At 32.3% G+C, this 13,004-nt stretch carries 11 protein-coding genes; 5 read left to right on the forward strand and 6 right to left on the reverse strand.

What is annotated here, in order from left to right:
- Window positions 1-60: 60 nt before the first annotated feature.
- Together kbl and QZZ53_RS04260 are read right to left on the reverse strand one after the other, a co-directional pair.
- Window positions 61-1,254: a glycine C-acetyltransferase gene (kbl, locus tag QZZ53_RS04255; protein WP_296381838.1), complete on the reverse strand. Its 1,194-nt coding sequence runs from the start codon at window positions 1,252-1,254 to the stop codon at window positions 61-63.
- Window positions 1,255-1,295: 41 nt separating this feature from the next.
- On the reverse strand, window positions 1,296-4,427 hold the full coding sequence (locus QZZ53_RS04260; RefSeq protein WP_296381840.1) for a UvrD-helicase domain-containing protein: 3,132 nt from the start codon (window positions 4,425-4,427) through the stop codon (window positions 1,296-1,298).
- Window positions 4,428-4,537: 110 nt separating this feature from the next.
- Here QZZ53_RS04260 and QZZ53_RS04265 point away from each other — a divergent pair, with 110 nt between their 5' ends.
- Window positions 4,538-5,146, forward strand: coding sequence for a superoxide dismutase (locus tag QZZ53_RS04265; protein ID WP_296381842.1), 609 nt, complete (start codon window positions 4,538-4,540; stop codon window positions 5,144-5,146).
- A 531-nt stretch (window positions 5,147-5,677) separates the two neighbouring features.
- Here QZZ53_RS04265 and QZZ53_RS04270 read toward each other — a convergent pair.
- The 4 genes from QZZ53_RS04270 to QZZ53_RS04285 form a co-directional block, all read right to left on the reverse strand.
- A complete protein-coding gene (locus QZZ53_RS04270; protein ID WP_296381844.1) occupies window positions 5,678-7,576 on the reverse strand; it encodes an amidophosphoribosyltransferase in 1,899 nt (632 codons plus the stop codon).
- Window positions 7,577-7,636: 60 nt separating this feature from the next.
- Entirely contained in the window at window positions 7,637-8,563 is a 927-nt protein-coding gene (locus QZZ53_RS04275; protein ID WP_296381846.1) for a PfkB family carbohydrate kinase, read from the reverse strand.
- A 210-nt stretch (window positions 8,564-8,773) separates the two neighbouring features.
- Entirely contained in the window at window positions 8,774-9,415 is a 642-nt protein-coding gene (locus tag QZZ53_RS04280; RefSeq protein WP_296381848.1) for a ribonuclease H family protein, read from the reverse strand.
- The gene (locus QZZ53_RS04285; protein WP_296381850.1) at window positions 9,408-9,974 is read right to left on the reverse strand and encodes a phosphoribosylglycinamide formyltransferase; all 567 of its coding nucleotides are present in this window, start codon (window positions 9,972-9,974) and stop codon (window positions 9,408-9,410) included. Before QZZ53_RS04285 ends, QZZ53_RS04280 begins: the two co-directional genes overlap by 8 nt.
- Before the next feature lie 181 nt (window positions 9,975-10,155).
- Here QZZ53_RS04285 and QZZ53_RS04290 point away from each other — a divergent pair, with 181 nt between their 5' ends.
- The 4 genes from QZZ53_RS04290 to QZZ53_RS04305 all read left to right on the forward strand — a co-directional run bounded on the left by QZZ53_RS04290 (window position 10,156) and on the right by QZZ53_RS04305 (window position 13,003).
- Window positions 10,156-10,389, forward strand: coding sequence for an acyl carrier protein (locus tag QZZ53_RS04290; protein ID WP_008269813.1), 234 nt, complete (start codon window positions 10,156-10,158; stop codon window positions 10,387-10,389).
- Between the two features lie 13 nt (window positions 10,390-10,402).
- Window positions 10,403-11,653 (forward strand): beta-ketoacyl-ACP synthase II, encoded by a 1,251-nt coding sequence (gene fabF, locus QZZ53_RS04295; RefSeq protein ID WP_296381852.1) that lies wholly within the window; start codon window positions 10,403-10,405, stop codon window positions 11,651-11,653.
- Window positions 11,654-11,660: 7 nt separating this feature from the next.
- The gene (rnc, locus tag QZZ53_RS04300) at window positions 11,661-12,401 is read left to right on the forward strand and encodes a ribonuclease III (protein ID WP_296381855.1); all 741 of its coding nucleotides are present in this window, start codon (window positions 11,661-11,663) and stop codon (window positions 12,399-12,401) included.
- A 122-nt stretch (window positions 12,402-12,523) separates the two neighbouring features.
- Window positions 12,524-13,003, forward strand: a complete 480-nt coding sequence (locus QZZ53_RS04305) for an IPExxxVDY family protein (protein WP_296381857.1) — start codon at window positions 12,524-12,526, stop codon at window positions 13,001-13,003.
- Window position 13,004 lies beyond the last annotated feature (1 nt).

A 13,004-nucleotide genomic window follows, 5' to 3' on the forward strand; every position in this document is an offset into this window, starting at 1 on the left:
CAAAGACAAATATATAAAAATATTGATATATCGCCCTAAAATAGCGAGTTTGTAATCATTTTAAATAATTTCAAGTCTTTTGCCAACTTTAACAAAAGCAGATATTGCCTTATATAATTGGTCTTTATCGTGTGCGGCTGATAGCTGTACTCTAATTCTAGCTTTATCTTTTGGCACTACTGGATAAAAGAAACCAATGACATAAACACCCTCTTCTAATAGCATATTTGCCATAGTTTGAGATAGCTTAGCATCGTAGAGCATAACTGGTACAATAGCCGAATCCCCATCAACAATATCAAAGCCAGCTTCTTTCATACCTTTTTTAAAATACGTTGTATTCCAATCGACTTTATCTCTTAAGGATGTATCGTTTTTGAGCATATCAAAAACTTTAATAGAAGCTCCAACGATCGCTGGTGCTAAAGAATTTGAAAATAAGTAAGGCCTAGAGCGTTGGCGTAAAATTTCTATGATTTCTTTCTTGGCTGTAGTATAACCTCCCATAGCGCCTCCCATAGCTTTACCTAATGTGCCTGTAATAATATCTATTCTTCCTAAAACACCTTTTTCTTCGAGTGTACCAATACCAGTTTCTCCTATAAATCCAGTAGCATGGCATTCGTCTATCATAACCATGGCATCGTATTTATCTGCTAAATCACAGATTTTATCTAATGGAGCAACTAAACCATCCATTGAAAACACACCATCAGTCACAATAATTTTAAATCGCGCACCATTTTCATTAGCAGCAATTAGCTGTTTTTCTAAGTCTGTCATATCATTGTTTTGGTAGCGATATCTGGCAGCTTTACATAGTCGCACACCATCTATAATAGAAGCATGATTTAAAGAATCTGATATAATTGCGTCATCTTTAGTTAATAAGGGTTCAAAGACACCTCCATTAGCATCAAATGCTGCTGCATATAATATGGTGTCTTCAGTTCCATAGAAATCCGCTATCTTTTGCTCGAGTTCTTTATGTATATCTTGCGTGCCACAGATAAATCTTACTGAGGACATTCCAAAACCATGTGTGTCCATTGTATCTTTAGCAGCTTGTATAACATCTGGATGAGATGATAAGCCTAAATAATTGTTAGCACAAAAGTTCAAAACTCTTTGCCCAGTGTTAAGTGTTATTTCTGCACCTTGAGGTGAAGTGATAATGCGCTCTTCTTTAAAAAGACCAGCATCTTTAATAGATTCAATTTCGTTTTGTAAGTGCGACTTTATATCTCCGTACATAGATTATGATGTTAATTTTCAACAAAGATACTATCAATACATCAGACTTCAATGACATCAATAGTGTCATTTATATAAACAAGTATTTTGTGAGTAACTTTTAACTTCATTCGATTTAAAACAGACTCATAATCATTAAGTTGCGAATTGTGATACGTTTTTTTGTCTCCTGTTTTATAATCTATAATAGTGACTTCGTTTTTAAAGTTTATATTTAAACGATCTGGCCTTAAAAGCTGACCGGATTTTGTGATAATATCTCGCTCATTATAAATTTTGAAATCATCTTGAAAATAGAGTTTCAGTTTTGAGTGTTCAATTACACTTAAAACTAACGATTTTAAAGCTTCATAATTTTCTTTTGTAATGTCACCCGAAACCAGCAAATCACTAAAAGAAAAGTCAATATCTTGTTTAGTTTTAATCTTAGACAACACTAAGTGAACTAAATTACCGCGCTCAATGGCTTGCTCTTGTGTTGTATCCCATAACAATCCCGCTTTTGTGATGATGCTTAAGTTGTGATCTTCCTTTGGCGTAGAAATAAATTTGAGAGGATTAGGAGTTTCCTCTTTTTTGTCAGCTTTTTTATTTTGAGTTAGCTCACCAAAATTATAACTCAATTGATTATCGGACCATTTACTGATATTCTGCAAATAAGAAATAAGCATACCAGCATAAGTATTTTTATTGACAATGCCTTTAGAGCTAAGGTCTTTCTTGGAAATAACAAATAATTGGTCAACAGCTCTAGTTAATGCCACATATAATAGATTAATATTATCGAGTTCTAATTGTGATTGATGTGTATTATAAATTGAGTTTCCTATATCACCAAAGTATTCGACATCTTTATTATAATTAAGAAGTAAGGTTTCAAAACTTGAATACTCACTGTCATTAACAGGAAACCAAACTTTTGGCTCTAATTCTCTATAAATATTTAGATCTGCAAACGGAAATATAACTATTGGAAATTCTAAGCCTTTAGATTTATGAATAGTCATAATTTTAACGGCATTCATGTTTTCAGGTGTGACAACGCTTAAGTTATCTTGTTTCTTTTCAAAATAACTGATAAAAGTTGTTAGATCTGAATTTTGTTTTTGAGTGAATTCTAATACAATATCTAAATAAAATTGAAGGTAGGCATCTGAGTTTTCATTAAGCTTAAATACTCTAACGATATGCTCAACAAGTTCATAAAGTGGTAGTTGTAGAAGTTCGTTTTTATTAATGTAAATTTCTAATTCCTTTAAACTATCAAACATATCATCAAGACTAGCCTTAAGATATGTTACAAAAAATAGATGCTTATCATCAATATGATGTTGTTTTGCTAAATAAGATAACATGTCAACCTTAAGACTATCATTATTAGGTTGCAATAGCAACTTTAAAAATGTATTAATTAAACTAACTTTATTCGAGTTCTTTAAAAGAAGGGTTTCTGAAGATGTGATTTTAATCCCATTTTTGCTAAGGCAATTTGCAATGGTAACACCATCTTTTCGTTTTCGTACTAAAATACAGATATCGTTTAAAGAAAAACCATTAGCTTGAGATTGATTTATAGTTTCTAAAACCTGTGAAGCGTATAATTCATTAGCATCATCCTCTTTTTTAATATCCAAAAAATTGAGATTTACATAACCATCTTCTTCATTAAAGGCATTCTGCTTTGCATTTTTAAATAAGTCTGCATAATCACTATTGCTAAAATTGTTGTCTCCTAAATATTCGAAAAAAGAATTATTAAAATTGACAATTTCTTTAGCACTTCTGTAATTGGTGTCTAATGTTAAAATCTCTGCTTCAACCTGAAATGGATTTTCTACTTTATTATAAAGGTTAATAAACTGTTCCGCTTCACCACCACGCCATCTATATATTGCTTGTTTAGCGTCACCAACCAACATCGCAGAACCGTTGGAGGCAGAAAGTGCGTTTTCTAATAAAGGAATTAAGTTCTCCCATTGCATCTTAGAAGTATCTTGAAACTCATCAATGAAGTAATGCTTAAACTTTTCACCTAAACGTTCATAAATAAAAGGAGTAGGTTGGTCTTTAATGTCTTTACTTATAATTTTATTGAATTCTGAAATAAGCATTTTATTCTGCTCATCTTTTAAAGTGTAGAGTTCCTTTTGTATGGCATTTAAAACTGAAAGCGGTGTGATGTTTTTGTAAACCCCTTTTTTTAGTTTCAATTCAAAAATGAAAGTTTTTGTTTTAATAAAAGCTTCAGATAAATTAGATTGAATACTTTCAATGGTTGAAGCAATGGTTTCACTAACACGTTTTGGATATAAGTTGTTGCCTTCAACCAAGTCATTTTGCCAAGCAGCATCAAATTTTATATCGATTTTTTTAATCTTTAAATTTTCAAAATGTTTTGGAAGCGAACTTCTATTAAAATCATCATATTGTAATCCGCTTTCCTCTATTAAAGTTAGAATTGTTTCAGCTGTTATTACAATCTCATTTTCGAGTTGTAAAATTTGCTTTGCTAAATGCTCTTTTAATGTTTTAAAATCATTAAACGTTTTATCTTGTAAGGTTGTGATTGCAATGAAATCATTTTCATTCACTAATAGTTTCGAAATTTTATTAAAGTCATAACTTATATCCCAACTTTTATCGTCATCCGCTTTTTCTATAGCAAAGTCTATTAATACGTTAGTGAGTGCTTTATCATTTCCTGCTTTGGCAATGAGACTATCTACAGCTTCATTTAGAAGGCGTTCTTGGTCTAATTCTACTTCAAAATTTACAGGTAAGTTTAAGTCGTGTGCAAAAGTTCTAATAACGCGATGTGTAAATCCGTCTATAGTAGAAATATCAAAGGCTCCATAATTATGAATAATGTGTTTTAAAACCTGTTTAGACTTATTATGAAGATCGTTTGGTAAGATTGATAGCTCTTCACAAATAGCTATGAACATAGGATGTGGATTCGTCTTCGCTTCTTCAGAAGAAAAAACTTTAAGCATATCGATAATACGCTCCTTCATTTCGCCAACCGCTTTATTAGTGAAAGTGATGGCCAAAATAGATTTAAACTGATCATAGCTTTTAGATTGTATCAAGATTTTTAGATACGATTTTGCTAACGTAAATGTTTTTCCGCTACCAGCAGATGCATTGTAGATTTTAAAAGCTGAATTTTGCAAAAGAAAAATTTTATACCAAAATAGGGAATCTTAATAATTAATTTAGACTTTCTTGTTTTCAATATTGTAAATTTGTTAAAATCGAAACATTAACATAAAAACTTTAGACTATGGCTTTTGAATTACCAAAATTAAAATACGCTTATGATGCTTTAGAACCAAATATAGATACTCGCACAATGGAGATTCATCATTCTAAACACCATAATGGATATACAACAAAACTTAATGCAGCAATAGAAGGCACAGATTTAGAAGGTAAGTCTATTGAAGATATCCTTACAAATTTAGATATGAGTAATGGTGGAGTAAGAAATAATGGAGGAGGGTTTTACAATCACTCTTTATTTTGGGAGGTAATGAATCCTGAAGACAGAGGTTACCTATCTGGAGACTTAAAAGATGCTATTGAAGTAGAATTCGGTTCTAAAGATGCATTTATTGAAGCATTTAGTAAAGCAGCAGCAACACAATTTGGTTCTGGTTGGGCATGGTTATGTGTGCATAAAGGAGGAAAAGTTGAAGTTTGCTCTACACCAAACCAAGACAATCCATTAATGCCAGGAGTTACTTGTGGAGGAACACCTATATTAGGATTAGATGTTTGGGAACATGCTTACTATTTAAATTACCAAAACAGAAGACCAGATTATATTAGCGCATTTTTTAATGTAATTAACTGGAATGAAGTTGAACGTCGTTATGCTGAAGCAAAATAGATATTCACAAAACACACTATAAAGAAAAATCCAAGTCTTTAATGACTTGGATTTTTTATGTTTAACATTCTGATTTTATTAATAAAAACTCTCAATTATTTGAGAATTGAAAATGAAAAAGCATGAACAGATGTTCATGCTTTTTGCCCCAAATCTACCATAAACTTAACCTACTTATGTTATGGTGAGTCAAATATAGGTGTACATTATTTTAACCATTCAATTTTTTGGACAAACGACCTATAAATTAGTCTAAGCGTGGAAAGTGTTATGTTTCTGACGTAATAAGTTTAAATGTAAGGTTCGAATTGAAGTTATGACTTAAAGTGTTACTTTAATAAAGGGTATAAAAAAAGGTGAACATTGTTCACCTTTTTTTGCCCCAAATCTACCATGAACTTAACCTACTTATGTTATGGTGATACCAATGTAGATGTAATTTGTTAAAGCAAATGCATATATTGGATGAAATGCAATATTCTTCGATAAAATACATATTTTATCGGATTAAATGCTATTTTGTAATGTTGTTTAGTAGGCGCGCTTCTTATTTCCTTCGTAAAAATTAATGAAAGCTCTGTTGACAACTCTATTACCTCCAGCTGTTGGGTAGTTACCAGTAAAGTACCAATCACCTAAATTTTTAGGACATGCTTTGTGTAAATTCTCAACCGGTTGAAATATTATTTTCACTTCTGCATTAACATCTTCATCACTTAATAATTCTGAAATCTTATCCGAAATCTGTTCATCTGTAAAGTTCTCATAGATGTCTTTTACATAGTTAACAACCTTTTTATCCTTAAGGTTAATCTGAGTTAAACATTTATTATAGACATCTTCAACTATATGATATAAATTATTATCTTTTAATAAAGCTAATGCAGCTCTAAAAGCCACCAAACTTTCTAAGTTCGCCATATCAATACCATAACAATCGGGATAACGAATCTGTGGAGCAGAAGACACCACAACTATTTTCTTTGGATCTAATCTGTCCATCATTTTAATGATACTCTTCTTAAGCGTTGTGCCTCTTACAATACTATCATCAATAATAACTAAGTTGTCCGTTGGTTTAATAACACCATAAGTGACATCGTAAACATGAGCTACTAAATCATCTCTACTACTGTCTTCTGTGATAAAGGTCCTTAGCTTTACATCTTTAATAGCTATTTTTTCAATACGTGGACGTTCAGATAAAATTTCTGTCACTTTTGCTGCAGAAAGTTTGCCATTACCATCTAAAATTGATTTTGTTTTCTTTTTATTGAGGTGTTCTTCAACAGTATCAATCATACCAAAAAATGAAGTTTCAGCTGTATTGGGTATAAATGAAAATACGGTATTTTCTGTGTCATTATCAATAGCTTCAAGTACTCTAGGCATTAATAAACGACCTAATTCTTTTCGTTCTTCATAGATTTCGGCATCACTACCACGAGAAAAGTAAATACGCTCAAAAGAACACGCCTTTCTTTCTAAAGGTTGAAGTATTTTCTTGATTTTTGTTTCACCAGATTTTTTTGTGATAATAGCATGACCAGGATCTAGTTCCTTAACAGCATCAAAAGGCACGTTAAAAACTGTTTGTATTACTGGACGCTCGGAAGCAACAACAACAACTTCATCATCTTTATAGTAATATGTAGGCCTAATACCTGCAGGATCTCTTAAAACAAAAGAATCTCCATGTCCTAATAAGCCAGCCATTGCATAACCACCATCCCAGTTTTTGGCAGCTCTCTTTAAAATCTTAGCAACGTTTAAACGGTCAGCGATAAGAGGAGAGCATTCACTCTTATTATAACCTTCTTTTTTAAGATCTTTATATATTTTAGCAACAGCATCATCTAAAAAATGACCAATCTTTTCCATTACAGTAATGGTATCTGCTTTTTCTTTTGGATGTTGGCCAATTTCAATAAGGTTATCGAAGAGTTCATTAACATTAGTCATGTTAAAGTTACCTGCAACAATAAGATTTCTATGTTGCCAGTTATTCTGTCTTAAAAAAGGGTGAACACTTTCTACACTATTTTTTCCAAATGTACCATAACGTACATGACCTAAAAACAACTCACCTATATAAGGAATGTTTTTTTTCTGTAGGTCAACGTCTTCTTGATATTGAGGATTTTTAGTTAGCTCGTCATTAATACGTTCATTAATTTGAGCAAAAATATCCTGAATAGGTTGTTGAGCAATAGAACGCACACGGCTTATATAACGTTCTCCAGGTTGGGTATTTAATTTAATACTTGCAAAACCAGCTCCGTCTTGTCCACGGTTGTGCTGTTTTTCCATCATTAAATACATTTTGTTGACACCATAAAATGCACTGCCGTATTTTTCTTTGTAGTACTCTAATGGTTTTAAAAGTCTAATAAGTGCAATACCGCACTCATGTTTTAAAGCATCACTCATGTTGTGTTATCAGCTATTAATTGTGTAATAAAAAACGCGCTCAATTTTGAGCGCGTCGGTTTAAGTTAATTCTATGTCAAATTGCGTTAGACTCTTAAATTGGTCTAGGCGTTTATAAATTTCTTTATCTGTTAGGCTTTGCATGCGTTCTGTGCCAAATTTTTCCACGCAGAAGGACGCAAGTGTTGAACCATAAATAACAGCTTTTTTCATATTCTCAAAAGAGAAATCACCTGTCTTTGCTAAATAACCTGCAAAGCCACCAGCGAAAGTGTCTCCTGCACCAGTTGGATCAAATACTTCTTCTAATGGTAAAGCAGGAGCGTAGAATACATTATCATCATGAAACAATAAAGCTCCATGTTCTCCTTTTTTAATTACTACGTATTTAGGTCCCATTTCATGAATCTTCCTTGCAGCAACTACTAATGAATATTCACTAGTTAATTGTCTAGCCTCTTCATCATTAATGGTAATAACGTCTACGTTTTTAATTACAGAAAGTAAATCGTCTAGAGCGATATCCATCCAAAAATTCATAGTGTCTAAAATGGCTAATTTAGGTTTTTTAGTCATTTGGTTTAACACACCTTGTTGTACTAGTGGATGCAAATTACCTAGCATTACAACTTCTGCATCTTTATAGCTTTCTGGAACAATTGGATTAAAATACTCTAATACATTTAGCTCTGTAACTAAAGTATCACGAGAATTCATGTCGTTATGATATTTTCCACTCCAAAAGAAGGTTTTACCATCCTCTACAATTTCTATACCTTCAATATTAATGTTTTTATTTTTTAAAAGATCTAAATATTCTTGCGGAAAGTCACCACCAACAACAGAAACTGCAGCAGCGTCTACATTAAAGTTTGAAGCTGACAAACCTATATATGTTGCTGCTCCACCAAGAATTTTGTCGGTTTTACCAAAAGGGGTTTCAATAGCATCAAAAGCTACAGTTCCGACAATTACTAATTTACTCATTACCTAAGTTTGAATTAAGGTGCAAAAGTACATGAATTTTTTGATTTGAAATTTTCAAAAAACCAAATTAAATTTTTTATTTACTAACATAGTGGCTCCAGAAGTAAAACAAAATTTCATACCTTTTCTGAAGCGAAACTTGTTCTTATTGAAGAAATTTATATAAAATGTATTCCTTATGAAATAGGCTTATTATCCTTTGAGTAGATATTATTTTCTGCCAAAATCTGCTGGAATTTCTCCCCAAGCTTTTGTTTCCCATTTTACAATAGTTGTAGAATATTCATTTGTTTTTAACCATTGTACAGCACGATCTACCAAATCATACACTGGTTTATTTTTCTTGTTACGCTCTAACTTAGAATTACAAATCTTTTTTCTAACCCAACTCATTGCGGTTCTAGAGTCTGTGTACATTATACGTTCACTTTTATGTTGTTTTAAAAACGCTAAGCCATGTACTAAAGCTAAAAATTCACCAATATTGTTGGTGCCTTGTTCAAAAGGTCCTTGGATAAATAATTGCTTTTTTGTTTTTGTGTCAACTCCTCTATATTCCATTATACCAGGATTTCCACTTGAAGCAGCATCAACAGAAATGGAGTTGTAATTTGGTTGACCTATTTTTTTGAGTTGAGCTGTCGAAAGTTCACTTTTAAAGGATTTAGATTTACCAATGTAGTCTTTGTAATTACCTTTTAATGCTTTTTTAGCAGCCTCAAATGTTAAAAATGATTTGTATTGCGCTCCTTGAAAATCTTTTATTTGCGCCTTGCAATCGTCCCATTTTTCAAAAACACCAGTTTTGTGACCTTTCCAAACGGTGTAATATTTTTTTCTCTTTTTACTCATTTATTAATTGATCAACAATCTTTGGGAAATGCTCCATCTCTAACAAATGAATTTTCTCAGCGATATCCTCAGCGGAATTCGTAGGTAAAACATTACATTTTGCTTGAAAAATTATTGCACCTTCGTCATAATTTTCATTCACATAATGAATAGTGATACCAGTTTCAGTTTCTTTATTCTCTACTACAGCTCTATGAACATTCATGCCATACATCCCTTTTCCACCATAGTTTGGTAATAATGCAGGATGAATATTAACTACTTTATTAGGAAAATGTTTTAAGATGAATTCTGGAAACTTCCAAAGAAAACCAGCCAATACAATAATATCTGGCTGTGTCGCTTTCAATATATTAAGGACATCTTTAGATTTAGAAAATGCCATTCTATTGAATGATAAGGCGCTAACATTCAATTTTTTACAACGATCCAAAACTTTGGCATGAGGATTGTTAGTTAGTACCTGAATAACAGACGCATTTTCTCTGTTGTGAAAAAACTTAATTAGATTTTCAGCATTACTTCCAGATCCGGACGCAAAAATTACAATACGTTTCATTTACAGACAATCAATGTTATATTATTTAAACAAAAAAAAGAATAATAATTAACAATTAGGGCAAAACGGAAATACTTCTATCGATTTTATTAAATTAAAAGCACATTTTATCGGTAAAGGTGATTATTAAAATAAAGTTTTTTATTTTTGCCATCTAATTAAAACTTAAAATTAAAAGATTATGTCAGACATTGCATCAAGAGTAAAAGCGATTATCGTAGATAAATTAGGCGTTGATGAAAACGAAGTTGTAACTGAAGCTAGCTTCACTAACGATTTAGGAGCGGATTCATTAGATACTGTTGAATTAATAATGGAATTCGAAAAAGAATTTGATATTCAAATACCAGACGATCAAGCTGAGAACATTGCAACAGTTGGTCAAGCTATTTCTTATATAGAAGAAGCAAAATAAGAACTCTATTTTTATGGAATTAAAGCGAGTCGTAGTTACCGGTTTAGGTGCACTTACACCAATAGGCAATACCAAAGATGAATATTGGGATGCACTAATTAGTGGAAAAAGTGGTGCAGCACCTGTGACGCATTTTGATGCTGAAAAGTTCAAAACGCAATTCGCTTGTGAAGTAAAAAACTTTGAAGTTACTGACTTTATTGATAGAAAGTTAGCACGTCAGATGGACAAGTTTTCGCAGTATGCAATGGTGGCTTCGGATGAAGCAATTGCTGACTCAAAACTAGATCTAGATGCAATAAACAAATTAAGAGTCGGAGTTATTTGGGGAGCTGGTATTGGAGGTTTAGAAACATTTCAAGAAGAAGTGTTAAACTTTGCCAAAGGTGACGGAACTCCTAGATTTAACCCGCGTTTCATTCCAAAAATGATTGCTGATATAGCACCAGGAAACATATCTATAAAATATGGTTTCATGGGACCCAACTACACAACAGTTTCTGCTTGTGCATCCTCTGCAAATTCAATGATTGATGCCTTAAACACAATTCGTTTAGGACATTGTGATGTGATAATTACTGGAGGAAGTGAAGCTGCAGTTACTATTGCTGGTATGGGAGGTTTTAATGCTATGCATGCGATGAGTACTCGTAACGATGATCCAAAAACAGCATCGAGACCTTTTGATGCAAACCGAGATGGTTTTGTATTAGGTGAAGGAGCAGGATCTATTGTTTTAGAAGAGTATGAACACGCTAAAGCAAGAGGAGCTAAAATCTACGCGGAAGTTGTAGGTGGAGGTTTATCTTCTGATGCGTATCATATGACAGCGCCACATCCTGAAGGAATTGGTGTTATCGCGGTAATGAGAAATTGTTTAGAAAACGCTGGTTTAAAGCCGGAAGATGTAGATCATATTAATACACACGGAACATCAACACCATTAGGTGATGTTGCCGAATTAAAAGCTATATCTGAAGTCTTTGGAAGTCATGCTAAAAACATAAATATTAATTCTACAAAATCTATGACAGGTCACTTGTTGGGTGCTGCTGGAGCCGTTGAAGCAATTGCTTCTATTATGGCGATGGAGCATGGTATTGTACCACCAACAATTAACCACGAAACGGTTGACGAAAACATAGATCCAGAGTTAAATTTAACACTCAATAAACCTCAGAAACGAGATATTAAAGTAGCAATGAGTAATACCTTTGGATTTGGCGGTCATAACGCTTGTGTATTATTCAAAAAATTAGATTAAATCCCGAATGAGCTTCATTCGTAACATACTAAATTCCCGTTCTGAAGAAGACGGGAATTTTTTTTTACAACTTAAAGACATCTTAGGCTTTAAGCCAAAATCAAAATCACTTTATGTAAAAGCATTTACTCATCGCTCCATGAATATTAAGGACAAGAAAGGTAATGCGATGAATTACGAACGCTTAGAATTTGTTGGAGATGCTATGCTCAGTTCTGTTATTGCCGCTTATTTGTTTGAACAAGTACCACATGGTGATGAAGGATATCTAACCAAAATGCGTTCTAAAGTAGTTAGTAGAGAACACCTTAATGAACTTGGTAAGGATTTGGGACTTATTGAATTAGTACAAAGTAGAATCCCAAAATCTAACTTCGGTAACAACATTCATGGTAACCTTTTTGAAGCTTTAGTTGGAGCTATTTATCTCGATAGAGGTTATAAGTTTTGCGAACAGTTTATTTATAAACGTGTTATTAACCCATACGTAGATATCGAAACTTTAGAAGGTAAGGTCATTAGTTATAAAAGCTTACTCATAGAATGGTGTCAGAAAGAGAAAAACACTTTCGATTATAATGTATATGAAGATACAGGTAATGATGAATTAAAACACTTCTCGGTAAAGCTTAGTATTAATGATAAAGTAGTGTCTAAAGCAAGAGCTACTTCTAAGAAAAAGGCAGAAGAAAAAGCATCTAAACGCGCTTTTTTTGCTTTTCAAAAACAAATTACCAAGCTTATTTAGTTAAGTTTCTTCAATTCTATTCTACTATAACGTTTTCGTAAGATTTATGGGTTAAGATTAACCAAAAGTTGATAAATTAAACTTATTATTATTCTATATTTACCAATCAAAGTTATGACTGTATGGCTTTACATAAACTTCTGGTAGATGATTTCTATGATGACACCTACAAACTCATTGCTATTCATTGTAGGCTAGAAGATTATCGTTTGGCTTATTTACTCAATCAGAATTTAGACTTAAACTTAGAACGCAAGTCAGATGATTTAGACTTTAAATATCTAGAATCATCGTACAGTATTTTTGAATGGAATAATGAAGCGCAATATGTAACTTGGAATTTAGTTTCAAACGTGTGTAAAAAGGAAGAAGATAGTTTGTACAGTTCAGGTACGTTATTTGAAGCCAATGATAAAGTACTGAAAACGTTTAATTTAATTTCTGAGCTTAGCAAAGTGGATTACTTTATTAAGATTTCTGACGAAATACAGAATGTAAATGAAAAAATAATATTAAGTAGATTACAAGCCATTCCACAAATCATAACAAGTTATACGGTAAATCCGTTAAAAATAAAGTCGAAAGATCATTTAATTTTTTGAA

The sequence above is a fragment of the Winogradskyella sp. genome, from assembly GCF_016744625.1.
GTDB lineage: Bacteria > Bacteroidota > Bacteroidia > Flavobacteriales > Flavobacteriaceae > Winogradskyella.

Coding starts and splice junctions, on each gene's coding strand:
- QZZ53_RS04285 (WP_296381850.1), bottom strand. CDS start 9,974: ATGAAACGTATTGTAATTTTTGCGTCCGGATCTGGAAGTAATGCTGAA.
- QZZ53_RS04265 (WP_296381842.1), top strand. CDS start 4,538: ATGGCTTTTGAATTACCAAAATTAAAATACGCTTATGATGCTTTAGAA.
- QZZ53_RS04280 (WP_296381848.1), bottom strand. CDS start 9,415: ATGAGTAAAAAGAGAAAAAAATATTACACCGTTTGGAAAGGTCACAAA.
- QZZ53_RS04270 (WP_296381844.1), bottom strand. CDS start 7,576: ATGAGTGATGCTTTAAAACATGAGTGCGGTATTGCACTTATTAGACTT.
- QZZ53_RS04290 (WP_008269813.1), top strand. CDS start 10,156: ATGTCAGACATTGCATCAAGAGTAAAAGCGATTATCGTAGATAAATTA.
- fabF (WP_296381852.1), top strand. CDS start 10,403: ATGGAATTAAAGCGAGTCGTAGTTACCGGTTTAGGTGCACTTACACCA.
- rnc (WP_296381855.1), top strand. CDS start 11,661: ATGAGCTTCATTCGTAACATACTAAATTCCCGTTCTGAAGAAGACGGG.
- QZZ53_RS04275 (WP_296381846.1), bottom strand. CDS start 8,563: ATGAGTAAATTAGTAATTGTCGGAACTGTAGCTTTTGATGCTATTGAA.
- kbl (WP_296381838.1), bottom strand. CDS start 1,254: ATGTACGGAGATATAAAGTCGCACTTACAAAACGAAATTGAATCTATT.
- QZZ53_RS04305 (WP_296381857.1), top strand. CDS start 12,524: ATGGCTTTACATAAACTTCTGGTAGATGATTTCTATGATGACACCTAC.